A 25,660-nucleotide genomic window follows, 5' to 3' on the forward strand; every position below is an offset into this window, starting at 1 on the left:
CCCGCTTTCCGACGCGCGAGGGCCCTCGTAGACTTGCGGGTAAGCAGCCGGTTGGCTGCCACGGTCTGTCGGCCCGCCCGGGCCGACCCACGTGACCGGGGAGGAGTGCCGTGCCGCTCTCGGAGCACGAGCAGCGGCTGTTCGAGCAGATCGAGCGGTCGCTTGCCGAGGACCCCAAATTCGCCTCGGCCGTGCGCGCCAGCGATCCGCGTTTCCACGCGCGGCGTCGCCTGCTCGTCGCTGCCGGCGTGATCATCGCTGGGCTGGCCCTGTTGGTCTACGGCGCGGTGATCAAGACTCCGCCGCTGGCAGTGGCGGGTTTTGTCGTCATGCTGGCCTCGGCCGCGTTCGCGGTGCAGTCGCACCGTCGGGCCCAGTCACCCGACCTGCACGTCGTGGGAGGGACGACGAGTCGTCGCCGCCCCCGCGGCCGGACAGGTCGCCGGCCCTCGATCCTCGACCGGATGGAGGACCGGTGGCGGCAGCGCCCGGAGGGACACCGCTGAGCCCGACCCGCCGCTGAGGCGGGCCGCGCCACCGCGACGAACCGCGTCGCCGGAACTGTCCGGCGGCCCCCGACGTTTCCGCGCGCCCCGGGCGCGCCGCACACACTTCTTCTGCGACAGGAGCGCGCGGCATGGCCGCGCGCTCCTGTCGCGTCTGCGGAGTCGGGGCGGGGATGCCCCAGCGACGGAACGGGCCGGGAGCGGCGAGGTCGCCGCTCCCGGCCCGTGGCCGTGGCCGTGCGGTCAGCGGGCCATCCGGTTGGCCAGCAGACGACGCGGGTTCCAGCGCAGCAGCCGGGAGCGGCTGCGCCCCCGCGCCGCCAGCAGCCGGGACGACGCGTCGGCGGTGGCGGTCCGCCAGCGCAGCAGCACCGACGGCGGGAGCGCCGCCGCCACCAGGCGGGTCCGGCGGTCGGCCCGCGCGGCGAGGGCGCCGCGGACGAGGCGCAGGGCCGGCAGGAGTTGCTCGCCGGTGAGCGGATCGCGCGCGTAGCGGGCGCGTTCCTCGGCGCGGCCCAGCAGCCGTACCGCCGTGGTCGCCTCGGCGTCGGCCGTGAGCGTCTCCCGGGACAGCCGGTCGGCGGTGGCCCGCGGCGTCTCCGTCCGGTCCACCCGCACCCGGTAGTCCACCAGCGTGTCGAGCAGCTCGTCCCAGGCGGCGTGCGCGTCCGCCCGGGCTCGGTCGGCGTCCGCGAGGACCACCATGCGCCGCCCGTCGGCCGGCGCGTCGCCGCCCGCACCCACCCGCGCGGCCGCCGGCGCCGGTGCCGCCGCACCGCTGCGCCGCCGGCGCAGGGCCAGTCGGCGCAACGCCGGCAGGGCGAGCAGGCCCAGCAGGAGAAGCACCGCGCCGGCCGCGTACCAGGGCCAGACGGGAGCCTGCTCGGCCGGGGCCGCCGCCCCGACGGCCAGCCCGGAGTCGGGGTCCTCCTCCGGACCCTCCGGACCCGCCGGGCCGGCCGACGGGTCGATGTCGTCGGCCGGGGTCGACGGGCCGGGCGCCGGCGTGTCGTCCTCCGGTGCGTCGACGTCGGGCGCCCAGGCCGACTGGGACCGGGTCGAGCCCTGCACGCCGTACGCCGGGGTGGCGTCGAACGGCACCCAACCGATCTTGTCGAAGTAGACCTCGGTCCAGGCGTGCAGGTTCCGGTTGCTCAGCGTGTACGTGTCACCGCTGGAGTTGCTGCCGTTGGCGAACCCGAACGCCACCCGGGCCGGAATGCCGGCGGCCCGGACCAGCCACGTCATCGCGGCGGCGTACTGCTGGCAGAAGCCGACCTTGTTGTTGAGGAAGTTGACGATCTCCTGCCCGCTGGTGCCACCCTTGGTGCTCAGCGAATAGGTGAAGCCGTTGTCGGCGGAGAAGTGGTCGTAGATCCCGCGGACCTTGTCGTACTCGGTGTTCTTGCCCGCCACCAGCGTGCGGACCAGCGCCTCCACCTCGGGGATCGGCGGCGGCGCGGGATGCCCACGCCGCACCGGGTGGTCCGACGGCAGCGGCCGCGCCTGCCGCAGCGCCTCCGGCGTGTACGTCGAGCGCACGTAGTCGAACGAGTAGCGCTTGCCGCGCGAGTTGTCGCGGTTGGAGAAGATGACCTGGAGGTTCGGGTCGTACGACCAACTGCCGTTGAGGTCCTCCGTGCGCACCGGCTCCGGGTAGACCGGAAGCAGTGGCATGGTGAGGTTCTTCGTCACCTCGACCGTGGCCCGGTACGTCCGCTGCTCGACGCCCCCGCCCGCCGGCGCCGGCAGGTTCCCGACCGACCGCCCGGTGGGGTTGCGCACCGAGAAGCCGTCCTGCTCCAGCCGGTCGGCGACCCCGAAACGCAGGTAGAACGGGTTGGGCTCGTTGGTGGTGACCTTGACCAGGTCGGCGACGTCGGACTGGTTGAGCTGCCCGCTCAGCGCGGCGAACAGGTCGATCCGGCCCGGCGTGCCGCCCTGCCCGGGGCGCCCGGTGCCGTTCCCGGCGCCGGAGCCGGAGGTCAGGCTGTCGAGCAGACCGCCGGTCATGCCCGGCACGGCCAGGGGCAGCACCACGGCCAGCGCCACGCCCACCACGGCGAGCCGTCGGCCGGCGGCGGCCAGCGGCGAGGCCTCCCAGACGTCGACGTCCCGGCCGTCCCCGGTGAAGCGCCGGCCGAACCGGCGGACCCGGTCGACGTTGTCGGTGACCAGCAGCCAGAGGTAGCCGGCGGCGCCGACGACGAACGGCACCGCCGGAACGCTGTCGACGTAGACCGCGACCGGCACCGAGTAGATGGCCAGCATCGGCAGGCCGGCCAGCGCCGGTCGGCGCAGCCCGACGGCGAGCACGTCAACGATCACCGCCACCGCGCCGATCCCGAACACGGTGACGAACAGCAGCGGGTTGGTGTCGGGCACCTTGACGCCGTAGGAGCGCATGTCCTCCAGCGACCCGCCGAACAGCTCGCCGAAGTGCGCGAAGGTCGCGGGGGTGGGCAGGACGGCGAGCAGTTCGCTACCGCTGGGGAAGAGCCAGGTCAGGGCCAGCGTCAGGCCGGCCAGCATGCCGAGCACCTGGCCCCACAGCGGCACCCGCGCCAGCCGGGCGAGCGCGGCCACGGCGGCGACCGCGGCGACCGCGATCGTCGCCTCGATCAGCCACGTCCAGCGTTCGAAGATGGCCGACAGCGGGGCCGCGGCGAGCAGCGTCGCCGCGGCGGCCACGAAGCCCAGGTTCCGGTGGGCGATCATGAGGGGACCCTTCCGTTCATCGCACGCCGCCGGCCACCGTCTCGGCCATCGCCGCCCGCAGGGCGAAGCCCTGCGAACCGCGGGCCGCCTGTGGCCACAACGCCGGCAACCGGGCGCCGTGGTCGACCCCGATGACCCGCCAGCCGCTCTGCAACAGGGCCAGTGCGGCGGCGCCGTGCGCGTGGTCGGCCTCGGCCCGCGCCCTGTCGGGCAGGTTGAGCCAGGTGGAGCTGTCCAGCAGGAAGCCGACGCAGGTCGAGCCGTTGGCCCGCAGCCCGGCCAGCAGCTCGGCCTCGGCGGTGCCCAACGACCCGAACAGGCCGATGACCAGCCCGCCGTCCCCCCGCTGCCGGACCCGCTGGACCAGGGTGGTGAGCTCGACGTTCTTGTCGAGCCGGACCTCGGCGAGGTGGTCGAGGAGCAGCCCGTCGCCGGCCGCCTCGGAGGCGTCGACGTCGGCCCCGGAGCCGGTGACCAGGCGCAGCTTGTAGCCGGCCTGCCGCAGGTGCACCGCGATGCTCGCGGTGGCCGAGACCGCCCACTCGAAGGAGGCGGTCGGCCCGTCGCCCCGGTGACCGTACGCCCGGGTGTCCAGCACGACGGTCGCCCGGCTCTCCCAGGGCTGCTCCTCCCGGCGCACCATCAGCTCGCCGGTGCGCGCGGTCGACTTCCAGTGCACCCGGCGCAGGTCGTCGCCCATCCGGTACTCCCGGGTGGCGGCGTCGTCCTCGCCGTGCACGGCGACCGACCGCGCCCGGCTGTCGCCGCTGCCGGCGTACTCGCCGGGCAGGCGCACCGAGGGCAGCGGGGCGACCTGCGGGATGACGGTCAGGTGGTCGGTGCTCGGGAAGGCGCGGCTGAGCTCGCACAGCCCGAACGGGTCGGTCATCCGGACCACCAGCGGGCCCACCTCGTAGCGCCCGCGCACGTCGGCCCGCACCGTGTAGGCCACCGAGCTGGCCTGGTGCGCGCCGAGCCGCTCCAGCACCACCCGGGGGCGGCTGCCCAGCGCGTACGGCAGCCGGTCCTCCAGCAGCAGGGTGCCGGTGGGCAGCCGGGACAGGTTCTGCAGCCGCAGCACCACCCGGGAACTGGCCCCGACGGGCACCCGGTGCGGATCCAGCGACCGGTTGCAGGCCAGCTTGTAGCGGCTGCGCCCGACGTAGGCCGCGGCCAGCAGCGGCAGGATGGCCAGCAGCACGGCGACCCGGAGCAGGTCCTTCTCGCCGAGTATGCCGGCCGAGACCGCGGCCGCGACCGCCGCCGCGAGGAACGAGCGACCGCGGGTGGTCAGCCCCCGCAGCCCGTCGCGCACGTCACCGCCTCCGCGGCTCGTAGGCGGCTCGACCGTTGCCCTCACCCGTGGGCCGGGTGTCGTACGGGGAGCGCGTGCGGTCGTGCGGCAGCGGCAGCCGGTGCACCAGCTCGGAGACGATGGCGTCGGTGGTGCGCCGGGCCAGCTGGGCGTCGGCCGTCGGGATGATCCGGTGCGCGAGCACCGGCACGGCCAGCGCCTGCAGGTCGTCGGGGAGGACGTAGTCGCGCCCCTCCAGGGCGGCGACCGCGCGGGCGGTGCGCAGCAACTGGAGGGTGGCCCGCGGGCTGGCGCCGAGACGCAGGTCGGGGGCCTCGCGGGTGGCGGTGACCAGGTCGATCGCGTACTGCTTGACGGCGTCGGCGACGTGCACCTGCCGGACGTGGCCGATGAGCTGGCGCACGGTGTTGGCGTCGGAGACCGGCCGCAGCTCGTCGAGCGGGTCGGTGGCGCCGTGCCCGTCGAGCATGGCCAGCTCCGCGTTCGGGTCCGGGTAGCCCATCGCGATGCGGGCGGTGAACCGGTCGCGCTGCGCCTCGGGGAGGGGGTAGGTGCCCTCCATCTCGATCGGGTTCTGGGTGGCGATGACCATGAACGGCGTCTGGAGCTGGTAGGTGACGCCGTCGACGGTCACCTGCCGCTCCTCCATGCACTCCAGCAGCGCGGACTGGGTCTTCGGCGAGGCGCGGTTGATCTCGTCGCCGACGACCAGGTTGGCGAAGACCGCGCCGGGGCGGAACTCGAAGTCGTGCGTCTCCTGGTTGTAGACGCTGACCCCGGTGACGTCGCTGGGCAGCAGGTCCGGCGTGAACTGGATGCGGCGCACCGAGCAGTCGATCGAGCGGGCCATGGCCTTGGCGAGCTTGGTCTTGCCGACGCCCGGCACGTCCTCGATGAGCAGGTGCCCCTCGGCGAGCAGGACCGCCAGGGCGAGCCGCACGGTGGCGGTCTTACCCTCGATGACCTGCTCGATGTTCGAGACGATGGCTTCGCTGGCGGCGCGGAACTCGTCGTGCGGCAGCAGGCCGCCCACCTCGTCCCAGGTCTGTTGTGTCACGGGCCTCCTCCTCGTCGCCGGACGGCAGCTCTGTACAGAGCAGCTGGACCCGCCGTTGGGTTCGCGACGTCGAGCCTCGTCTGCCGCAGGAATCTCACTGGTCTCTCAGGCTAACCATGTTTCTCGCTGTCGCCGACCCCCGCAGGTGGACCGCCGGTTACGCCCCGAATATTCGCCGGGTCGGGGGATCCGCCTGTCGCTCCTGGTGTCAGCCATGATCACGAAGGGGCGACGGGGCGTCCGCCGGGCGGGGCCCGCGTCCCGACCGGTGGTGGCGGGCGAGATGCGGGACCGGACGGCGGGGTACACTCCCGGTCATGGCCGGATTCTTCCTGCTTCTTACCGGGCCGTGCTGATGCGCTGACGCGCGACAGCACGGCGGCCCCTCCTGCGCGAGGGGCTTTTTTGTGCCCTCCGCCGGGCGTCCCGGCGGTCGGCACCGGCGCCGGCGGCACGGCGCCGGCGGCGAGCAGACCCGACCCGTACCGACATGACCGCGCCGAGCGAGGTCAGCATCCAGCCCGGCCGTGGCGCGGCCGGCGGCGACGAGCGAAGCGAGGAGACGCCATGAGTGAGGCAGCACCGGCGGGCGACATTCCCCCGTTCCGGTACACCGCGGCCCTGGCCGAGGAGATCGAGCAGCGCTGGCAGGACACCTGGGAGCGGGAGGGCACCTTCCACGCCCCCAACCCGACCGGTCCGCTGGCCGACCCCGACCACCCCCGCGCCGGCGCCGAGAAGCTGTACGTGATGGACATGTTCCCGTACCCGTCGGGCGCCGGCCTGCACGTCGGGCACCCGCTGGGCTACATCGGCACCGACTGCTTCGCCCGCTACCAGCGGATGGCGGGGCGTAACGTGCTGCACGCGATGGGCTTCGACGCGTTCGGCCTGCCGGCCGAGCAGTACGCGGTGCAGACCGGCACGCACCCGCGGACCACCACCCTGGCCAACATCGAGCGCTACAAGGCGCAGCTGCGCCGGCTGGGCCTGGCCCACGACGGGCGCCGCTCGGTGGCCACCATCGACACGGACTTCTACCGCTGGACCCAGTGGATCTTCCTGCAAATCTTCAACTCCTGGTACGACGCCGAGGCGAAGCGGGCCCGCCCGATCGCCGAGCTGATCGCCGAGTTCGAGGGCGGTAACCGGCCGACCCCCGACGGCCGCCCGTGGGCCGAGCTGTCCGTCGCCGAGCGCCGGGCCGTCGTCGACGACCACCGGCTGGCGTACGTGTCGCAGGCGCCGGTCAACTGGTGCCCCGGGCTGGGCACCGTGCTGGCCAACGAGGAGGTCACCGCCGACGGGCGCTCCGAGCGGGGCAACTTCCCGGTCTTCAAGCGCAACCTGAAGCAGTGGATGATGCGGATCACCGCGTACGGCGACCGGCTGCTGGACGACCTGGACACGCTGGACTGGCCCGAGCCGATCAAGCTGATGCAGCGCAACTGGATCGGCCGCTCGCAGGGCGCGCACATCGACTTCCCCACGGAGCGTGAGCCGATCCGGGTGTTCACGACCCGGCCCGACACGATCTTCGGCGCCACCTACATGGTGCTGGCCCCCGAGCACGAGCTGGTCGACGCGCTGGTGCCGGCCGCCTGGCCGGAGGGGACGCGGGACGCGTGGACCGGCGGGCACGCCAACCCGCGCGCGGCCGTGGAGGCGTACCGCAAGGCGGCGGCGGCCAAGACCGACGTCGAGCGGCAGGCCGACACCAAGGAGAAGACCGGCGTCTTCGTCGGGGCGTACGCCACCAACCCGGTCACCGGCGCGCAGATCCCGATCTTCATCGCCGACTACGTGCTGGCGGGCTACGGCACCGGCGCGATCATGGCGGTCCCCGCCCAGGACGAGCGGGACTGGGCGTTCGCCGAGGTCTTCGAGCTGCCCATCGTGCGCACCGTGCAGCCGCCGGAGGGCTTCGCCGGCAAGGCGTACACCGGGGACGGGCCGGCGGTCAACAGCGCCGCGCCCGAGCGCGGCCTGGACCTGGACGGCCTGGGGGTCGCCGACGCCAAGGCCCGGATCATCGAGTGGCTGGAGGCCAACGGGCACGGCGCCGGCGCGGTGACCTACCGCCTGCGCGACTGGCTGTTCTCCCGGCAGCGTTACTGGGGCGAGCCGTTCCCGATCGTGTACGACGAGACCGGCGCCGCCATCGCGCTGCCGGAGGAGATGCTGCCGGTCGAGCTGCCCGAGGTGGACGACTTCTCGCCGCGCACCTTCGACCCGGAGGACGCCGACAGCGACCCGGAGACCCCGCTGTCGCGCCGGCGCGACTGGGTCGAGGTGGAGCTGGACCTGGGCGACGGCCCGAAGCGCTACACCCGCGAGACCAACGTGATGCCGCAGTGGGCCGGCTCCTGCTGGTACGAGCTGCGCTACCTGGACCCGACCAACCGGGAGCGGTTCGTCGACGCCGAGAACGAGCGCTACTGGATGGGGCCGCGCGGCGAGGGCGACTGCGGGGGCACCGACCTGTACGTCGGCGGCGCCGAGCACGCCGTGCTGCACCTGCTGTACGCCCGGTTCTGGCACAAGGTGCTGTACGACCTGGGCCACGTCTCGTCGTTCGAGCCGTTCCGCAAGCTGTTCAACCAGGGCTACATCCAGGCGTACGCGTACACCGACGCCCGGGGCGCGTACGTGCCCGCCGAGGAGGTGACCGAGCGCGACGGCGGCTTCTACCTGGGCGACACGGCCGTCAAGCGCGAGTACGGCAAGATGGGCAAGTCCCTGAAGAACGTGGTCACCCCGGACGAGATGTGTGCCGCGTACGGCGCCGACACGTTCCGGGTCTACGAGATGTCGATGGGTCCGCTGGAGGTGTCCCGTCCGTGGGAGACCCGGGCGGTCGTCGGGTCGTATCGGTTCCTGCAGCGGGTCTGGCGGGCGGTCGTCGACGAGCAGACCGGCGCGCTGCGGGTCACCGACGCGCCGGCCGACGACGCGACCCGGCGGCTGCTGCACAAGGTGGTCGACGGGGTCCGCGGCGACATGGAGGCGATCCGGTTCAACACCGCGATCGCCAAGCTGATCGAGCTGACCAACGGGCTGACCCGGCTGTCGGAGACCCCGCGCGAGGTGGCCGAGCCGCTGGTGCTGATGCTGGCGCCGTTCGCCCCGCACGTGGCCGAGGAGCTGTGGCGGCGGCTGGGCCACGACACCTCCCTGACGTACGTGGACTTCCCGACCGCCGACCCGGCGCTGCTGGTGGCGGAGACCGTGACCTACCCGGTGCAGATCAACGGCAAGGTGCGGGGCCGGATCGAGGTCCCCGCCGACGCGTCCGAGGAGACCGTCCGCGCGGCGGCCCTGGAGGCGGTCGCGTCGTCCCTGGCCGGCAAGGAGCCCCGCAAGGTCATCGTCGTCAAGGGCCGCATGGTCTCCGTCGTCGCCTGACCAGCGCCGGGCGCGGCGAGCCCCCTCCTGTCGCCCTGCGCGCAGGAGGGGGCACTCTCCCCACACCCGAGCGGGCGGCAGGGCCTGCCGGGCCGGGCGACGCGCGACGTCGCCCGGCCCGGCGGTGCCGACGTCGCCCCGGCCCGGCGGTGCCGGCTACGGGTCGCGGCGGTGGACGACGGTCACGGCGGTCAGCGTCGCGGCGACGGACCAACCGGCGAGGACCAGCCACGAGCCGGCCACCGTGGCCGGGAACGGGTCCGGGTTGATGACGTCCGGATGCACCTCGATCAGCCGCAGCCAGGCGGCCAGCGGCAGGGCGTTGTACAGCTCGGCGATCCACCGGTGCTCGTCGCTGTCCACCACCATCGGCGCCAGCACGAGCACCGACGTGGCCGTGGCCACGGCCCCGGCGGCGTGCCGGGTGAGCGCGCCCAGACCCATCCCGACCAGCGCGCACACGGGCACGAGCACGGCGCTCGCCACGGTGGCGCGCAGCACCCCCGGCTCGCCGATCGACCAGCCGGCGTTCCGGTCGGCGAGGATCGCCTGGGACACCCAGAACGAGGTCGCCGCCGTGACCGTGCCGAGGACGAGCATGACCCCGGCCAGCACGGCGGCCTTCGCCACGACCACCGCCCGGCGGGCGGGGACGGCGGCGAACGTGGCCCGGATCAGCCCGCTCTGGTACTCGCCGACGACGGTCAGGGCGCCGAGGGTGGCCGAGGTGAGGATCAGCAGCAGGTAGCCGGCCTCCGGGAAGGCGTCCCGCACCGGGCCGTACAGGCGGAACATCTCCCGTCGCCCCTCGGGATACGTCGGCCAGTTCCGGTGGTCGGCGAGGCTGGCGTTGACGCTGACCCCCACCACGAACAGGAAGACCAGCGGCAGCGTCCAGCGGGTCGAGCGCAGCGACCACAGCTTGATCCACTCGGCGGCCAGCAGGTCGCGGAACCGGGCCGGCGTCCCGGTCACGGTCGGTCTGCGGGTCGGCTCGGTCACGGCGGTCATCGGGTTCCCTCCCCGGCGAGGTACTCCACGCTGTCGGCGGTGAGTTCCATGAACGCCTCCTCCAGCGAGGCGGCGCGGGTGGTCAGTTCGTGCAGTGCGATGCCGTGGGCGAGCGCGACGTCGCCGATCCGGGCGGCCGGCAGGCCGGTCACGGCGAGCGCCCCGGCGTCGGCCGGTCGCACGTCGGCGCCCTCGGCCGCCAGCGCGGCGGCCAGCCCCGCCGCGTCGGGCGTACGGACGGTCACGCTGGCCCGGGTGCTGCCGGCGGCGAACTCGGCGAGGCTCTGCTCGGCGATCAGCCGACCCCGGCCGATCACCACGAGCCGGTCGACGCAGTTCTGCATCTCGCTCATCAGGTGGCTGGAGACGAAGACCGTGCGCCCCTCCGCCGCCAGCCGCCGGAACAGGTCCCGTACCCAACGCACCCCCTCCGGGTCGAGGCCGTTGAACGGCTCGTCGAACAGGAGCACGGGCGGGTCCCCGAGCAGCGCGGCGGCGATCCCGAGCCGCTGGCGCATGCCGAGCGAGAAGCCGCCGATGCGCCGCCGCGCGACGGCCGACAGCCCCACCTCCCGCAACACCTCGTCGACCCGGGCGCGGGCGGTGCCGTTGCTGCGGGCCAGCGCCGACAGGTGGGCCACGGCGCTGCGCCCACTGTGCACGTCGCCGGCGTCGAGCAGCGCGCCGGCGTGCCGCAGGCCCCGCGGCCGGCCCGCGAACCGGACCCCGTCCACGGTGACGGTGCCGCTGGTCGGCGCGGTGAGCCCGATGATCATCCGCAGCGTGGTGGACTTGCCGGCCCCGTTGGGGCCGAGGAACCCGGTCACGTGACCGGGGCGCACGGTCAGGGTGAGGTCGTCGACGGCCGTCGTGCGGCCGTACCGTCTCGTCAGGGCGTTCAGTTCGATCACGTGGTTCACGGTGCCGGGCGGCGGCCGGCGCGACGTCGCCCCGACGGCCACAACCGGCGGCCGGCGATCGGCCCCGGGGCGTACGCCCGTGGGCCGATGCCGGGACGACGGTGCGCCGGATAGCTTGTCCGCATGGATGCCACCGCGCCGCGCCCGCGTCGCGTCCCGTCGCTGGCGCGGGCGGTGCTGCCCTGGGCCGGCGTCGCGCTGCTGCCGGTCGCCGTGGTTCTGGCGCCGCGGGCGGCGTCGAGCCGCAGCGGCGTGGGGTTCGGCGACTGGTGGCTCCCGGAGCGCTACCTGGTGCCGCTGCTGGCCGTGGGACTGCCCGCCGGGCTGCTGCGGCGCCGGCCGGTGCTGGCCCTGACGCTGATGCTGGTCGCGGCGTGCGCGGTCACCGTGACCGTCCACGCCCCGGATGGCGGCTACCTGACCGACATCTGGTACGCGCAGTTCCTGACGATCGACCTGGTGGTGGGGTTGATCGCGGCGAACCGGCCGCGCCGCGTCTCGGTGCCGGTGGCCGTCGGGACGCTCGCCGTGCAGATCGCCGCGGGCTTCACGCTCATCTCCAGCGACCCCGTCAACCGGGCCACGCTCTCCGTGCTGGCGGTCGTCACCGCGTGGACGGTCGGCAACTCGGTGCGGGCCCGACGCGGCTACGCCGAGGCGCTCCGGTCGCACGCCGCCGCCGAGGCGGTCACCGCCGAGCGACTGCGCATCGCCCGCGAGCTGCACGACATGGTCGCCCACAGCATCGGGGTGATCGCCATCCAGGCCGGCGTGGGGGCCCGGGTCATCGACACCCAACCGGCGCAGGCGCGCGCCGCGCTGGCCACCATCGAGGCGACCAGCCGCGACACCCTGGCCGGCCTGCGGCGTACGCTCGGCGCGCTGCGCCGCCCGGAGTCGGCGCCGGCGTCGCTGGATCCGACGCCCGGACTGGACGACCTCGACCGGCTGGTCACGGCCGCCGCCGACGCCGGGGTCCGGGTGGACCTGCGGCGCGGCGGCGAGCGGCGGCCGGTCCCGGCCGAGGTCGACCTCGCCGCGTTCCGGATCGTGCAGGAGGCGCTCACCAACGTGGTACGACACGCGGGCAGCGACCGCTGCCGGGTCACCGTCACGCACGGCCCCGACGAGGTCGCGGTGGAGGTCGTCGACGACGGCCGGGGCGGCACGGTCGGCGGCGAGGGGCACGGCATCGTCGGCATGCGGGAACGGGTCGCGCTGGCCGGCGGCCGGTTCCACGCCGGGCCGCGCCCCGAGGGCGGCTTCCGGGTCGCGGCGTGGCTGCCGGCGCCACCGACGGCGCGGGAGCCGGTCGGATCGCGGAGCGGGACGGGGGAGCGGTGACCGTCCGGGTGCTGCTCGTCGACGACCAGCCACTGGTCCGCGCCGGCCTGCGGGTGCTCATCGCCGACGCCCCCGACATCGACGTCGTCGGCGAGGCGGGCACCGGCGCCGAGGCGGTGCGGCTGGCCCGCGACCTCGCGCCCGACGTGGTCCTGATGGACCTGCGGATGCCCGGCACGGACGGCATCCAGGCCACCCGCGCGATCACCGCGCACGGCGGGCCGACCCGGGTCCTCGTGCTCACCACCTTCGACGACGACGAGCACGTGCACGCCGCGCTGCGCGCCGGCGCGAGCGGGTTCCTCGTCAAGGACATGGCGCTGGACGACATCCTCGGCGCGGTCCGGGTGGTCGCCGCCGGGGACGCGCTGATCGCCCCGGGCGTCACCCGCCGGCTTATCGCCGAGTTCGCCCGCCGGCCGACCCCCGCCGCCCCGACCAGGGCCCTGGACGGCGTCACCGAGCGGGAGCGCGAGGTGCTTACCCTCGTCGGCCGGGGCCTGTCCAACGGCGAGATCGCCACCGAGCTGACGATCAGCGCCGCCACCGCCAAGGCACACGTGGCCCGGCTGTTCAGCAAGCTGAACGCCCGCGACCGCGTGCACCTCGTCATCGCCGCCTACGAGGCCGGTCTGGTGTCCCCGACGCGGTGACGCGTCGCACCCGACGGGCGCGGGCCGCCGCCGGCGGTGGCCCCGGCCGGTCAGCGCAGGGCGACCGCCACCGCGGCGCGGTGGTCGGTGAGCCAGTCGTGCCAGCCGCGGATCATCGGTGGCACCCCGGCGTCGCGCAGCCGGCGCATGCTCTCCTCGCCCCGCTCGGCGCCGGCCACGATGCCCCGCCAGGTGCCGTCGAGCTGGCCGAGCACGACGTCGACCAGTTCGGCGCGGGGCAGCGCCAGCGGTTCCCCGCCGCCCGCCTCGTAGGCGTCGCAGAGCAGCCGGGCGCGCCGGCCCAGCTCCGCCGGGTCGGCACCCGGCCCCAGCTCCGCCCAGTGCCAGGCGGCGAAGGCCACGTCCTCGACCCGCCGCCCCGGCCCGGCCAGGTCCCAGTCGAGGAACGCCACCGGCAGCAGGCCGGCGGGGGAGTCGCGGTACACCGTGTTCTTCGGGGACAGGTCGCGGTGGCAGACCGTCTCGGCGCCCCCGGCCAGGGCGCTGCCGGCGCACGCGTCGTGCAGTCGCCGGATGAGCTCGGCCAGCTTGGTCAACGCCGGGTCGGCGAAGAACGCCGGGTCCTCCCGGTCGCGCCACGGCACCCGGCCGTCGACGTGGCTGAGCACCTGCCGGCCGTGCCCGTCCGTGCCGAGGTGGCGTGGCGCGACCTCCGCGCCCGCCCGCTCCAGGTGCCGCAGCAGCGCGGCGACGAAGTCGGCGTTCGCCGGCGGGGTACGCCGGACGGTGTCGCCCACCCGGACCACCTCGGCGATGAAACCCCCGGCCAGCCGCTCCTCGGCGATCGCCGGGTCGACGCGGCCGGTGGCCCCGGTCGGCTGCCGCCTGTCGTGACCCGGACCGCTGTCCCCGCCCGGTCCGGGCGACCCGCTGTCCCCGCCCGGTCCGGGCGGCCCGCCGCGCACCGCCGGCCTCAGCTCGGCCCGAGCCGGCGCTGCCGCTCGGCGCGCCACCAGCGGCGGATCAGCACCACGCTGGCGACCAGGCCGAGCGCGGCGGGGGCGGCGGCGAACCAGTTGACGTCCCCCGGGGAGGTGGCCGCCGCGCCCACCGCCGCGTAGCCGAAGGCGGTGGGGGCCGAGGCGAGCACGCTGCCCGCCAGGAACGGCAGCACCCGCGCGCCGGTGGTCCCGTAGCCGTAGCTGACCAGGCCGAAGCCCGCGATCGGCAGCAGCCGTACGGTCACCACGCCGAGGACGCTCTGCCGGGCGAACCAGCCGTCGAGCCGGGCCAGTCGGCCGCGCACCCGCTCGGCGACGAACTCCCGCCCGAGGAGGCGGCCGACCGTGAAGCCCAGCGCCGCCGCCAGCAGCGCGGCGCCCAGCGCGTACGCGGCGCCCTCCAGCGCGCCGAAGATCGCCCCCGAGGCGAGCGTGACGAAGGTCCGGGGGACGAGCGCCACCAGCAGCAGCGCCCCGCCGACGACCGCCGCCACGGGGGCGAGGTCGCCCAGCCGGTCGGCCAGCCGGGGCAACTCCCCGGCCTCGGGCACGGGTACGACGAGCAGCGCCGCCCCGAACGTGGCGAGCAGGAGCAGCAGCAGCCCGAACCGGACGGCCGACGGCTTCCCCAGCCGCCGGACGGCGGGGGTCATGCCCGGGCGGCGGCGGCCACCGCGGCGCGGCGCTCGGCGCGGAGCCGGTCCGACCAGGTGTCGTCCAGCGGCGGGAGCTGGTGCACGCCGGTGGCCCAGCGCAGCAGCAGGTCGGCCAGGGCGGGGTTGCGGGCCAGGGCGGGACCGTGCGAATACGTGCCGAGCAGCTTGCCCCGCCAGGCTCCCTCGGTGGCGCCGTCGTTGCCGACCCCGGCGGTGACCCGGGCCAGCGGGGAGACGCCGGGGCCGAGGTGGGTGCGGCCGCCGTGGTTCTCGAACCCGGTCAGCGCCGGCACGCCCAGCCGCGGGTCGACGTCGCCGGCCAGTTCGCCCACCGCTCGGGTCGGCCCCCGGTCGGAGGAGAGGTCGAGCAGCTCCAGCCCGGCGCACCGGGTGCCCTTGGCGAAGAAGGAGGTGCCGAGGAGCTGGTAGCCGGCGCAGACGCCGAACACCACCGAGCCCTGGGCGACCGCGCGGTGCAGGCCGCCGTCGGCGAGCAGCCGCTGCGCGCCGAGCGCCTGCGGGCCGTCCTCGCCGCCGCCGATGAGGTAGATGTCGGCGGTGGAGGGGAGGCGCTGGTCGGAGCGGACCTCCAGCACCTCGACCGGGAACCCGCGCTGGCGCGCCCGGCGGGCGAGGATCAGGGCGTTGCCCCGGTCGCCGTAGGTGGAGAGCAGGTCGGGGTAGATCCAGACGATGCGCAGGCTCTCAGTTGACACGGTCCAACTCCGCTCGGATGTCCTGGAACGCGGTGTAGTTCGCGATGACCTCCAGGCGGCCCGGAGGCACCGCCCGGACGGCGTCGTGGAACGTCCGCACGTGCTGGAACGGCACGTCGTTGACCTCCAGCCGGACCGCCAGGTCGTACGCGCGGTCGCCGGTGATCAGCACCTGCCGCCCGCGCAGCGGGGCGAAGTCGACGTCGAACAGCCAGGAGGTGTCCAGCCCGTCGGGGTCGCGGGCGTTGATGGAGAGCAGGGTCGGCGCCTCGTCGGCCATGTCGAACGCCTCCAGCCAGCTGGCCGGGTTCTTGGCCAGCAACAGCCGGATGTTGCGCCCGTCCCGGTCGACCTGCGCGTAGCGGCCCGCGACGGAGGTGACGGTGCCGAGCTGGAGCACCGCGTCCACCGGCCGGACGCCGAACTCGGCGGCCACGGCCAGCGCGGTTGCCGCGTTGCCGAGGTTCACCTTGCCGGGGAGCTGGAGCTTGACCTTGTGCCAGGCGCCGGTCGGGTCGACCACGCCGTCGTCCTCCACCGTCCACTGCGGCTCGGGCCGACGCAGCGGGCAGCCGCTGCACCACCACTGGTCGCCGGAGCGCTGGATGGTCGAGCCGCACTCGGGGCAGACCCACGAGTCGTCGTGCCAGCGCTGCCCGGCGCTGAACCAGGTGACCTGCGGCGGGGCGATGCGGTGGTCGTGGTTGGGCGGCGGCGTGGCGGCCCACACCACCATCGGGTCGTCGGCGTTGGCGACGATGCGGACGTCGGTGTGCCGGACCAGCGCGGCGCGCCAGAGCTGCGCCATCATGGCGACCTCCTTGGCGCGGTCGAGCTGGTCGCGGGAGAGGTTGAGCAGCGCCACCACGTGCGGTTCGGTGGCCTCCAGCACCTGGGCGAGGTAGTGCTCGTCCACCTCCAGCACCGCGTAGGGAGTGCTGCCGGCCTTGGCCAGCGCGGAGGTGTGCCCGGTCGGCATGTTGGCGCCGAAGGAGTTGGTGGCGACCCGGCCGAGCACCCCGACGGCGGCGGCGGTGAGCCGGGTGGTGGTCGTCTTGCCGTTGGTGCCGGAAACCAGGGCGATGGCGCGCCCGGCCGACAGGTGGGCCAGCAGGTCGGGATCGATCTTCAGGCCGATCCAGCCGCCGATCACCGAGCCGTCGCCGCGGCCCGCGGCCCGCGACAGCGCCGCGGCGGTCCGCGACACCGAGCTGGCCACCTTTGCCCGCAGGGGCATCTTCGCGTCCGTCACCCGAGCGAGGTTACCGGACCGGCGGCCCCACCAGATCGCCGCCGACGGCGAACCGTTCGGCCGGGGCGTCCCGGCGGGGTGGCCGGATCGCGCTCAGCCGGACGGAGTCGATCTATGTCGGAAAGCGGACGGGCCCTCCGGGGCCCCGCGGCCCTCCACTCCGCTCCACCCCCTCTGACGTGCGGTTTCGCGCGCCGAAAGGACGCGCCACGCGGGCGTTTCTGGTTGCGGGTGGAGGGAAGTGGAGTAGAGTGGGGCGCAATGGTGAGGCCGGGAGGGCCCACCGGCCCGGGGGGTCAGCGGCGCCGCGAACGCCGCTCAAGGGCGAGGGGGTTGGGCCGTGTTCCTCGGCACCCACACCCCGCGCCTGGACGACAAAGGCCGGTTGATCCTTCCGGCGAAGTTCCGGGACGAGCTGGCGGGGGGTGTCGTGATCACCAAAGGGCAGGAGCGCTGCCTCTACGTCTTCCCGATGCCCGAGTTCCAGCGGATCGCGGAGCAGTTGCGCGCGCAGCCGATGACGCACAAGGCGGCCCGGGCCTACAGCCGGGTCTTCTTCGCCAGCGCGCACGACGAGGTGCCCGACAAGCAGGGCCGGGTGACGATCCCGGCCCACCTGCGGGCGTACGCCGCTCTCGACCGGGATCTGGTCGTGATCGGCGCGAGCACCCGGGTGGAGATCTGGGACAAGCTCGCCTGGGAGTCCTACCTCGCGGAGAGCGAAGACGACTTCGCCGACATCGAGGAGGGGGTGCTGCCCGGCGGTCTGTAGGGCGTGACGACGCCCGACGTACTGCGAGATCTCCACCCGCTTTCGAGTTCCTGGCACCCCTTCCCCGGTGCCAGGCGCACGATCCGATGGGAGGGCCGCGGCCTCCGGCGGGCGGGAGCGGATGGGGATCTGGCGGTACGACGGGCACGGCGTCGTCCGACGACAGGCGCAGAAGGACTGAGGTTTCAACCAGTGGGGGTCGACATGGGGGAGCTACGCGGCACGCACGTGCCCGTACTGCTCGAGCGGTGTCTCGAGTTGCTGGCCCCCGCGCTGGGCCGGGGCGGGCGGACGGTCCATGTCGACGCGACGCTGGGCCTGGCCGGGCACGCCGAGGCGGTGCTGGAGGCGCACCCGGAGACGGTGCTCGTCGGGCTGGACCGGGACACCGAGGCGCTCGCCCACGCGCGCGTCCGGTTGGCCCGTTTCGCCGACCGGATCCACCTGGAGCACGCCGTCTACGACGAGTTGCCCGAGGTGCTCGACCGGCTCGGCTACCCGGCGATCGACGGGATCCTGTTCGACCTGGGGGTCTCGTCGCTGCAACTCGACGCACCCGACCGCGGGTTCGCCTACGCGCAGGACGCCCCACTGGACATGCGGATGGACCAGACCCGGGGGGTGACCGCCGAGGAGGTGGTCAACACCTACTCCCACCCGGACCTGGCCCGGGTGCTGCGGGTCTACGGCGAGGAGAAGTTCGCCGGCCGGATCGCCTCGGCGATCATCCGGGAGCGCGAGCGGGCCCGGATCACCTCGTCGGCGCGGCTGGCCGAGCTGGTTCGGGAGTCCATCCCGGCACCAGCCAGACGAACCGGGGGACACCCGGCAAAGAGAACGTTTCAGGCTTTACGGATCGAGGTAAACAAGGAGCTGGCAGCGCTGGAGACGGCGCTGCCGGCCGCGCTCGACAAGCTCAACGTGGGCGGCCGCATGGTGGTCCTGTCCTACCACTCGTTGGAGGACCGGCTCACCAAGGCGGCGCTCGCCGACCGGGTCCGCAGCAAGGGCCCGGTCGACCTCCCGGTCGAGCTGCCCGGGTCGGGTCCGACGTTCCGGCTACTCAGCCGGGGCGCCGAACTGCCCGGGGAGAGGGAGGTCGCCGCGAACCCGCGGGCCGCCTCCGTGCGGCTGCGGGCCGCGGAGCGGCTCGACCCGGACGCGGCGCAGCAGGGGCGTACCGACCGCGAACGGTACCGCCGGCGGGTCAAGGCGATGCACCAACCGGGGGCGGGGTCCACCGGATCCACGACGGATCCGACGGACCCCGGGGGACGGGACAGGGACGGACGTGGAGGGGGAGGGACATGACTAATGACAAGCGCGACCGCCGGAACGTGACCGGCGGCGGGCAGCGCACACCGCGGTCGGGGGGCCGGACCGCGGCGGAGCGGGCCACGCGCACCGGGACCGGCACGCCGCGGGCGGACCGGACGAGCCGGCTGGGGGAGACTCGCGCCCGGGGGGCGCGCGAGTTCCCGACGCAGGGCAGCGCCGCGCTGCGGCCGGCCGAGCGGGGCGACGCCACCGCGGCGCGCCCGCCGCGGCTCCGGGTGGCGCCGCCGCCGCCGGTGAAGGTGCCGCGGGCGCCGTTCGCCGCGCTGGTGGTGGTGCTGGTGGTCGGCGGGGTGCTCGGCATCCTGCTGGTCAACACGAAGATCAACGAGAACGCGTTCCGGCTGGAGAAGCTCCAGGAGCAGCAGGCCAAGCTCGACCTGGAGCAGCAGCAGCTGAACAAGCAGATCGCCGACGCGGAGGCCCCCGGCAACCTGGAGGCCCACGCCCGCCGTCTGGGCCTGGTGGAGGCCGGCGAGCCGGCCTACATCCGGCTGCCCGACGGCAAGGTGATCGGTGTGCCGCAGCCGGCCGACGGCCAGCCGTCGATCACCAGCCAGCAGGGCGCGGGAGGCTGACGACCGTGCCGCCGAGATCGGAGGAACCGCGCCGGGACGCCACGGGCTCCCGGCGCGGTTCGTCCCGCGACGTCGGTGGTCGGGGCGGCGAGCGGCGCTCCGGCGAGCCGGGAACCGGTGGCATCTCCGACGCCCGCGCGTACACCCCGCGAGGGCGCACCGTCCGTGAGCAGCGCGCCGGCGGGCGGGGTGAACGCGACGACGACACCGGCCGCGCCGAGCAGCGCCGGACCCCCCGCAGCACCCGCTCCGGCGACCCGTTCCGTCCCGCCCTCCAGGTGCTCGACGGCGGGCGCGCGGGCGCCGGCCGGACCGGCCGGCGCGAGGCGGCGGGCCGCTCCGGCGTCGTCCGCACCGTCACCCCGCGCACGCCGCGCGGCCCGCGCCACGACGACGAGCCGTCGGCGCCCCGCCGCCGCGCGCCACGCCGGCCGGACCGTCCGGCCGCCCGGCGACCGTCCCGCAAGCCACCGAAGCCGCCGCGGCTGGCCGATCCCCGCCGCCGGCTGCGGCTCGGCACCGTGCTGACCCTGGCGCTGTTCGCCGTCATCGGCATCCGGCTGGTCGTCCTGCAGGCCGTGGAGACCCCGGCGTACGCCGGGGGCGGCGTGGCCGACCGGCTGCGCACCGTCACCCTGCCGGCGGCCCGGGGGGCGATCTACGACCGGTCCGGCGCCCCGCTGGCGCACAGCGTCGAGGCGCGCTACGTCTACGCCGACCCGACGCAGGTGAAGGACATCCAGGCCACCGCGAAGGCGCTCTCCCCGCTGCTCGGCATACCGGCCTCCGAACTGGCCGAGAAGATGAAGCCGCGCAAGCGGGTCAACGGGGTCGACTCGCAGTTCGAATACCTCGCCCGGGGGGTGGACATCGACCGGGCCCGGCAGATCACCGCCCTGGAACTGCCCGGCATCTACACCCACCGCGACGAGCGGCGCGAGGTGCCCGGCGGCGACCTCGCGGCCAACCTGCTCGGCTTCACCAGCCAGGACATGGTCGGCCTGGAGGGGTTGGAGGCCCGCTACGACGACGTGCTGCGCGGTGAGGACGGCAAACGGGTCTACGAGGTCGGCCTCGGTGACCTGGCCGCCCCGATCCCCGGCGGCTACAGCGAGACGACGAAGGCCAAGCCGGGCAGCTCCCTGACGCTCACCATCGACCGCGACCTCCAGTTCATGGTGCAGCGGCTGCTGGCCCGGCACATGGCGCAGAGCAGGGGCAGCACCGGCGCGGCCGTCGTCCTCGAAGTCGGCACCGGCGAGGTGCTGGCCCAGGCCAGCCACCCCACCTACAACGCGGCGAAGCCCGTACCGAGCAACCCGGCCGACCGCGAGGACGCGGCCACCAGTTTCGTGGTCGACCCCGGCTCGGTGCACAAGGCGATCACCTTCGGCGCCGCGCTGCAGGAGCGGGTGATCACGCCGGACACCACGCTGCCGATCGCCAACGCGATCCGCAAGGGCGACACCTGGTTCGCCGACACCCACCCGGCCGACGGCCGGCGGATGAGCCTGCCGGGGATGATGGCGTACTCGTCGAACGTGGGCACCATCGAGATCGCCGACAAGCTCGGCCGGGAACGCCTGATCGACTACCAGAAGCGGTTCGGCCTCGGCCAGCCGACCGGGGTCGGCATGCCCGGCGAGGCCAGTGGCCGGCTGCTGCCGGCCGACGAGTGGAGCGGGTCGTCGTACGGGTCCGTGCCGATCGGGCACAGCGTCGACGCCACGCCGCTGCAGATGGCCGCCGCGTACGCGGCGATCGCCAACGACGGCACGTACGTCCAGCCGCGCCTGGTCAAGGAGGTGATCGGGCCGGACGGGAAGCGCACGCCGACCGACCCCCCGGTCACCCGGTCGGTGCTCAGTCCGGAGAACGCGGCCGCCCTGCGCACCATCCTGGAGGCGGTGACCACCGTCGAGGGGGCCACCGGCAGGGCCGCGGCGATCCCCGAGTGGCGGGTGGCCGGCAAGACCGGCACCGGCTGGCGGCTGGTCGACGGGCGCAAGCAGCCCGGCGAGGTGGCCTCGTTCATCGGCATGGCCCCGGCCGAGAACCCCCGCTACGTGATCGCGGTCTTCGCGCACACGCCCGCCGGCGGCGGCGGCGACATCGCGGCCCCCGCGTTCCGGGACATGATGCAGTTCACGCTGCGTCACCACGGCGTGCCGCCGAGTGGGGAGAAGGCCCCGAAGTTCACGGTCTATCCGCGCTGAGCGGTCACGCCGGGACATCATCGGTGAGTGCGGACGAACCACCGGGGCGGCTGTGCGGCCGGAACCGGACGACCGGGTAGGGTCTGACGCCGTGCCCGGCAATCCTCGTCCCCGTACCGTGATCGGCGCCCGGCTCGGCGACCTCGCCGCCCGGCTCGCCGTCGACCCCCCGGATGGGGCCGCCGAGCTGGTGGCGACGGGGGTGACCCACGCCAGCCAGGAGGTCCGCCCCGGCGACCTGTACGCGGCGCTGCCGGGCGCCCGCCGGCACGGCGCGGAGTTCGCCGCCGGCGCGGCGGCGGCCGGCGCCGTGGCCGTGCTGACCGATCCGGCGGGCGCCCCGGCCGCGGCCGAGGCGGGCCTGCCGGCGCTGGTCGTCGCCGATCCGCGCGCGGTGCTGGGCACCCTCGCCTCGGCCGTCTACGGCGACCCGACCGAGGGGCTGACGGTGATCGGGGTGACCGGCACGGCCGGCAAGACCTCCACCGCCTACCTGGTCGAGTCCGGCCTGCGCGCCGCCGGGCACACCACGGGCCTGATCGGCACCGTGGAGACCCGCCTCGGCGACCTGGTGGTCGACAGCGTGCGCACCACGCCCGAGGCGACCGACCTGCACGCCATGCTGGCCGCCGCCCGCGAGCGCGGCGTCACCGCCGTGGTCATGGAGGTATCCAGCCACGCGCTGGCGATGGGCCGGGTCGGCGGCGTCCGGTTCACCGTCGGCGGCTACACCAACTTCGGCTCCGACCACCTGGACTTCCACGCCGACTCGGCGGACTACTTCGCGGCCAAGGCCCAGCTGTTCGACGGGCGCTGCGCGGTGGAGGTGCTCAACCACGACGACCCGGCGCTGAAGCCGCTGTACAAGCCGGCGACGGTGACCTACTCGGCGGCCGGCGACCAGACGGCCACCTGGTGGGCCGACGAGGTCGGCGGCGAGGGGTACGCGCAGCGCTTCACGGTGCGCGGTCCGGACGGGCTGGCGCTGCCGGCCGGGGTGGCGCTGCCGGGGCGGCACAACGTCGCCAACGCCCTGCTGGCCATCGCCGTGCTGGTCGCCGCCGGGGTGGACCCGAAGACCGCCGCCGCCGGGGTGGCCGCCTGCGGCGGGGTGCCCGGCCGGCTGGAGCTGGTCAGCGCACCGGGGCCGGTGCGTGGCGTCGTCGACTACGCGCACAAGGCGGACGCGATCGTCGCCGCGCTGGCCGCGCTGCGGGAGTACGGCGCCGGTCGACTCATCTGTGTGATCGGTGCCGGTGGCGACCGCGACCGGGGCAAGCGGCCGGTGATGGGCGCCGCCGCGGCGGAGGGAGCGGACGTGGTGCTGGTGACCGACGACAACCCGCGCACGGAGGACCCGGCGGCGATCCGGGCCGAGGTGCTCGCCGGCGCCCGGGGGGCCGGTACGACGGCGCGGATCGAGGAGGTGGCCGGCCGCCGGGCGGCCATCGACGCGGCGGTCCGGCTGGCCGCGCCGGGCGACGTGGTCGCGGTGCTCGGCAAGGGCCACGAACGCGGGCAGGAGATCGGCGGCGAGGTGCACCCGTTCGACGACCGCACCGAGCTGGCCGACGCGCTGCGCGCCCGGTTCGGCGACCCGGCGGGTCAGCGGTGATCGCGCTCAGCCTGGCCGAGGTCGCCTCGGCGGTCGACGGGCGACTCGCCGCCGCCGACCCGGACGCCCGGGTCACCGGCCCCGTCGAGTTCGACTCCCGCAAGGTGCGCGCGGGCGCGCTCTTCGTGGCCTTCCCCGGCGAGAAGGTGGACGGGCACGACTACGCCGCGGCCGCGGTGGAGGCCGGCGCGGTGGCGGTGCTCGGCACGCGGCAGGTGCCCGGCGTGCCGATGGTGCTGGTCGAGGACGCGCTGGCCGCGATGGGCCGGCTGGCCCGCGCGGTGGTCGACCGGCTGCCGGGGCTCACCGTGATCGGACTGACCGGGTCGTCGGGCAAGACCACCACCAAGGACCTGATCGCCCAGCTCGCCGCGCGGCTCGGCCCGACGGTCGCCCCGCCCGGCTCGTTCAACAACGAGCTGGGGCACCCGTACACGGCGTTGCAGGCCGGCCCGGAGACCCGCTACCTGGTGATGGAGAAGGGCGCCCGCGGGGTGGGGCACGTGCGTTACCTGTGCGACGTGGTGCCGCCGCGGATCTCCGTGGTGCTCAACGTCGGGGTCGCGCACATCGGCGAGTTCGGCTCGGTGGAGACCATCGCGCTGGCGAAGGGCGAGCTGGTCGAGGCGCTGCCCGCCGACGGCCTGGCCGTGCTGAACGCCGACGACCCGCTGGTCGACGCGATGGCCTCGCGTACCGTCGCCCGGGTGATCCGCTACGGCGAGGCGGCGCACGCCGACGTGCGGGCCGAGGACGTGACGCTGGACGACCGGGGTCGGGCCGCGTACACCCTCATCACCCCGGAGGGGTCCGCGCCGGTGCGGCTCGGGCTGACCGGCCGACACCAGGTCGGCAACACCCTCGCCGCCGCGGCGGTGGCCCGCGAGCTGGGCATGCCGCTGGCCGAGCTGGCCACCGCGCTGGGCGCGCTGGGGCTGGTCTCGACCCGTCGGATGGACGTCTTCGAACGCGCCGACGGGGTGACCGTGATCGACGACTCGTACAACGCCAACCCCGCGTCGATGGCGGTCGCGCTGCGCGCGCTGGCCGGCATCGGGCGGGAGCGGCGCACCGTCGCGGTGCTCGGCTACATGGCCGAGCTGGGCCCGTTCGAACGCGACGGGCACGCCGAGGTCGGCCGGCTCGCGGCCGAGCTGGGCGTCGACCGGCTGCTCGTGGTGGGCGAGCCGGCCGCGCCGATCCACGAAGGCGCGACATCGGTAGGTGACTGGGGAGGAGAGTCGGTGCTGCTCACCGATCAGGCGGCGGCCGTCGAGGTGCTGCGGAGCGAGTTACGGCCGGGCGACGTCGTCCTGGTGAAGGGCTCCCGGTACCGCACGTGGGAGGTGGCCGACGCGCTGCGCGCCGACGCCGCCGGCAGCGGGGCCAACGGGACGGCGACGGGGGGCGGCACCGCATGAGGGCGGTCATCGTCGCCGTCGGGGTGGCCTTCCTGATCTCGCTCTTCTGCACCCCGATCGCGATCAAGGTGTTCGCCCGGCTGAAGGCCGGCCAGCCGATCCGATCAAACCTCGGGCTCGCCAGCAACGAGGGCAAGAAGGGCACGCCGACGATGGGCGGCGTGGTGTTCATCCTCGCCACGGTCATCGCGTACGTCGCCGGGCACCTGGCCCTGACCACCCTGCCGGACGCGCAGATCGCCCAGGTCGAGCCGACGATCACCGCGCTGGTGCTGCTGGGGCTGATGGTCTTCTCCGGCGCCGTCGGCTTCATCGACGACTTCCTGAAGGTGCGCAAGCGGCACAGCGGCGGGCTCAACAAGCGCGGCAAGCTGCTCGGCCAGATCCTGGTCGGCGCGGTCTTCGGGGTGGTGGCGCTCTACTTCCCGAGCACCATGACCGACGCCTCGGGGGCCGAAACCAACACCGAGACAGTGGGCAGCACGACGCTCAGCTTCATCCGAGACATCCCGGCGCTGGACATCACCAAGGTCGGCGCGGTGGTTCTCTTCATCTTCGTGGTGATGGCCGCGACCAACGGCGTCAACCTCACCGACGGCCTCGACGGCCTGGCCACCGGCGCCTCGGTGATGGTCCTCGCGGCGTACGCGCTGATCGCGTTCTGGCAGTACCGGCACTGGTGCGCCGACCCGGACTACACCCAGGACTACTGCTACACCGTCCGGGACCCGCTGGAGATCGCCCTGATCGCCGGCGCCGCGGCCGGGGCCTGCGTCGGCTTCCTGTGGTGGAACACCTCGCCGGCGCGGATCTTCATGGGGGACACGGGAGCGCTGGGCCTCGGCGGCCTGATCGCCGGCATGGCGATGTCCACCCGGACGATCCTGCTGCTGCCGATCATCGGCGGCCTCTTCGTGATCATCACGATGTCCGTGGTGATCCAGATCATCTCGTTCCGGACCACCGGCAAGCGGGTGTTCCGGATGTCGCCGCTGCAGCACCACTTCGAGCTCGCCGGCTGGAGCGAGGTCAACATCGTGGTCCGGTTCTGGATCATCGCCGGCATCGGCGTGGCCATCGCGCTCGGCCTCTTCTACAGCGAGTTCCTCGCGAACATGACCTGAGCCGACCGGTCCGCCCCGCCGCGGGGCCCGGGCGCGCGCCGCCCGGGCCCCGCGGCGCGTCCGGCGGCGGGACGGAGAACGGCG

Annotated in this window: 19 protein-coding genes and 1 pseudogene; 11 read left to right on the plus strand and 9 right to left on the minus strand. The window is 74.6% G+C overall.

Going from position 1 to position 25,660, the window contains the following annotated elements; translation table 11 throughout:
* The first annotated feature begins 110 nt into the window (after nt 1–110).
* Nucleotides 111–506 (plus strand): DUF3040 domain-containing protein, encoded by a 396-nt coding sequence (locus ACGF7U_RS06100; protein ID WP_350685819.1) that lies wholly within the window; start codon nt 111–113, stop codon nt 504–506.
* A gap of 243 nt (nt 507–749) precedes the next feature.
* Here ACGF7U_RS06100 and ACGF7U_RS06105 read toward each other — a convergent pair whose 3' ends face one another.
* The 3 genes from ACGF7U_RS06105 to ACGF7U_RS06115 are packed head-to-tail and all read right to left on the minus strand — an operon-like array spanning nt 750 to nt 5,596.
* A complete protein-coding gene (locus ACGF7U_RS06105; RefSeq protein ID WP_393103464.1) occupies nt 750–3,224 on the minus strand; it encodes a DUF3488 and DUF4129 domain-containing transglutaminase family protein in 2,475 nt (824 codons plus the stop codon).
* A 16-nt stretch (nt 3,225–3,240) separates the two neighbouring features.
* A complete protein-coding gene (locus ACGF7U_RS06110; RefSeq protein ID WP_393103466.1) occupies nt 3,241–4,539 on the minus strand; it encodes a DUF58 domain-containing protein in 1,299 nt (432 codons plus the stop codon).
* Nucleotide 4,540: 1 nt separating this feature from the next.
* Complete coding sequence (locus ACGF7U_RS06115; protein ID WP_393103468.1) at nt 4,541–5,596, minus strand: AAA family ATPase; 1,056 nt, start codon at nt 5,594–5,596, stop codon at nt 4,541–4,543.
* Between the two features lie 567 nt (nt 5,597–6,163).
* Here ACGF7U_RS06115 and leuS point away from each other — a divergent pair.
* On the plus strand, nt 6,164–9,001 hold the full coding sequence (gene leuS / locus ACGF7U_RS06120) for a leucine--tRNA ligase (protein ID WP_393103470.1): 2,838 nt from the start codon (nt 6,164–6,166) through the stop codon (nt 8,999–9,001).
* A 156-nt stretch (nt 9,002–9,157) separates the two neighbouring features.
* Here leuS and ACGF7U_RS06125 read toward each other — a convergent pair whose 3' ends face one another.
* Both ACGF7U_RS06125 and ACGF7U_RS06130 read right to left on the minus strand, forming a co-directional pair.
* Complete coding sequence (locus tag ACGF7U_RS06125) at nt 9,158–10,012, minus strand: ABC transporter permease (protein WP_393103472.1); 855 nt, start codon at nt 10,010–10,012, stop codon at nt 9,158–9,160.
* Nucleotides 10,009–10,923 carry an ATP-binding cassette domain-containing protein gene (locus ACGF7U_RS06130; protein ID WP_393103474.1) on the minus strand — a complete coding sequence of 305 codons (915 nt, stop codon included), beginning with the start codon at nt 10,921–10,923 and terminating at the stop codon, nt 10,009–10,011. The genes ACGF7U_RS06125 and ACGF7U_RS06130 overlap by 4 nt, the downstream gene beginning before the upstream one ends.
* 132 nt (nt 10,924–11,055) lie before the next feature.
* Between ACGF7U_RS06130 and ACGF7U_RS06135 the strand changes: the two genes are divergently transcribed.
* Both ACGF7U_RS06135 and ACGF7U_RS06140 read left to right on the plus strand, forming a co-directional pair.
* The gene (locus ACGF7U_RS06135; protein WP_393103476.1) at nt 11,056–12,276 is read left to right on the plus strand and encodes a sensor histidine kinase; all 1,221 of its coding nucleotides are present in this window, start codon (nt 11,056–11,058) and stop codon (nt 12,274–12,276) included.
* A complete protein-coding gene (locus ACGF7U_RS06140; protein WP_393103478.1) occupies nt 12,273–12,929 on the plus strand; it encodes a response regulator in 657 nt (218 codons plus the stop codon). The genes ACGF7U_RS06135 and ACGF7U_RS06140 overlap by 4 nt, the downstream gene beginning before the upstream one ends.
* A 50-nt stretch (nt 12,930–12,979) precedes the next feature.
* On the opposite strand, the gene ACGF7U_RS06145 is transcribed toward ACGF7U_RS06140, so the two are convergent.
* The 4 genes from ACGF7U_RS06145 to ACGF7U_RS06160 form a co-directional block, all read right to left on the minus strand.
* Entirely contained in the window at nt 12,980–13,687 is a 708-nt protein-coding gene (locus ACGF7U_RS06145; protein WP_393103480.1) for a phosphotransferase, read from the minus strand.
* 176 nt (nt 13,688–13,863) lie between these two features.
* Nucleotides 13,864–14,544, minus strand: a complete 681-nt coding sequence (locus ACGF7U_RS06150) for a TVP38/TMEM64 family protein (protein ID WP_393103482.1) — start codon at nt 14,542–14,544, stop codon at nt 13,864–13,866.
* Entirely contained in the window at nt 14,541–15,263 is a 723-nt protein-coding gene (locus ACGF7U_RS06155; protein WP_393103484.1) for a type 1 glutamine amidotransferase, read from the minus strand. Before ACGF7U_RS06155 ends, ACGF7U_RS06150 begins: the two co-directional genes overlap by 4 nt.
* Nucleotides 15,253–16,500, minus strand: coding sequence for a MurT ligase domain-containing protein (locus ACGF7U_RS06160; protein WP_393104135.1), 1,248 nt, complete (start codon nt 16,498–16,500; stop codon nt 15,253–15,255). Before ACGF7U_RS06160 ends, ACGF7U_RS06155 begins: the two co-directional genes overlap by 11 nt.
* Nucleotides 16,501–16,855: 355 nt before the next feature.
* Between ACGF7U_RS06160 and mraZ the strand changes: the two genes are divergently transcribed.
* The 7 genes and pseudogenes from mraZ (at nt 16,856) to mraY (ending at nt 25,576) form a co-directional block, all read left to right on the plus strand.
* Nucleotides 16,856–17,287 carry a division/cell wall cluster transcriptional repressor MraZ gene (mraZ, locus tag ACGF7U_RS06165; RefSeq protein WP_393103486.1) on the plus strand — a complete coding sequence of 144 codons (432 nt, stop codon included), beginning with the start codon at nt 16,856–16,858 and terminating at the stop codon, nt 17,285–17,287.
* Between the two features lie 204 nt (nt 17,288–17,491).
* Nucleotides 17,492–18,602, plus strand: a pseudogene (gene rsmH, locus ACGF7U_RS06170) (16S rRNA (cytosine(1402)-N(4))-methyltransferase RsmH).
* Nucleotides 18,595–19,200 carry a septum formation initiator family protein gene (locus tag ACGF7U_RS06175; RefSeq protein WP_393103488.1) on the plus strand — a complete coding sequence of 202 codons (606 nt, stop codon included), beginning with the start codon at nt 18,595–18,597 and terminating at the stop codon, nt 19,198–19,200. Before rsmH ends, ACGF7U_RS06175 begins: the two are co-directional and overlap by 8 nt.
* A 5-nt stretch (nt 19,201–19,205) precedes the next feature.
* Nucleotides 19,206–21,416, plus strand: coding sequence for a peptidoglycan D,D-transpeptidase FtsI family protein (locus ACGF7U_RS06180; protein ID WP_393103490.1), 2,211 nt, complete (start codon nt 19,206–19,208; stop codon nt 21,414–21,416).
* Nucleotides 21,417–21,468: 52 nt separating this feature from the next.
* Complete coding sequence (locus ACGF7U_RS06185) at nt 21,469–23,031, plus strand: UDP-N-acetylmuramoyl-L-alanyl-D-glutamate--2,6-diaminopimelate ligase (protein ID WP_393103492.1); 1,563 nt, start codon at nt 21,469–21,471, stop codon at nt 23,029–23,031.
* Nucleotides 23,028–24,452 (plus strand): UDP-N-acetylmuramoyl-tripeptide--D-alanyl-D-alanine ligase, encoded by a 1,425-nt coding sequence (murF, locus tag ACGF7U_RS06190; RefSeq protein WP_393103494.1) that lies wholly within the window; start codon nt 23,028–23,030, stop codon nt 24,450–24,452. Before ACGF7U_RS06185 ends, murF begins: the two co-directional genes overlap by 4 nt.
* Nucleotides 24,449–25,576 (plus strand): phospho-N-acetylmuramoyl-pentapeptide-transferase, encoded by a 1,128-nt coding sequence (gene mraY, locus ACGF7U_RS06195; RefSeq protein ID WP_393103496.1) that lies wholly within the window; start codon nt 24,449–24,451, stop codon nt 25,574–25,576. Before murF ends, mraY begins: the two co-directional genes overlap by 4 nt.
* The last annotated feature ends 84 nt before the right edge of the window (nt 25,577–25,660 follow it).

The sequence above is a fragment of the Micromonospora sp. NPDC047670 genome (assembly GCF_043204915.1).
Classification (GTDB): domain Bacteria; phylum Actinomycetota; class Actinomycetes; order Mycobacteriales; family Micromonosporaceae; genus Micromonospora.

Bases quoted from the DNA above. Each gene is read 5' to 3' on its own strand.
- ACGF7U_RS06105 (WP_393103464.1), bottom strand. From the start codon at position 3,224: ATGATCGCCCACCGGAACCTGGGCTTCGTGGCCGCCGCGGCGACGCTG.
- leuS (WP_393103470.1), top strand. From the start codon at position 6,164: ATGAGTGAGGCAGCACCGGCGGGCGACATTCCCCCGTTCCGGTACACC.
- ACGF7U_RS06125 (WP_393103472.1), bottom strand. From the start codon at position 10,012: ATGACCGCCGTGACCGAGCCGACCCGCAGACCGACCGTGACCGGGACG.
- ACGF7U_RS06135 (WP_393103476.1), top strand. From the start codon at position 11,056: ATGGATGCCACCGCGCCGCGCCCGCGTCGCGTCCCGTCGCTGGCGCGG.
- ACGF7U_RS06150 (WP_393103482.1), bottom strand. From the start codon at position 14,544: ATGACCCCCGCCGTCCGGCGGCTGGGGAAGCCGTCGGCCGTCCGGTTC.
- ACGF7U_RS06160 (WP_393104135.1), bottom strand. From the start codon at position 16,500: ATGCCCCTGCGGGCAAAGGTGGCCAGCTCGGTGTCGCGGACCGCCGCG.
- ACGF7U_RS06175 (WP_393103488.1), top strand. From the start codon at position 18,595: ATGACTAATGACAAGCGCGACCGCCGGAACGTGACCGGCGGCGGGCAG.
- mraY (WP_393103496.1), top strand. From the start codon at position 24,449: ATGAGGGCGGTCATCGTCGCCGTCGGGGTGGCCTTCCTGATCTCGCTC.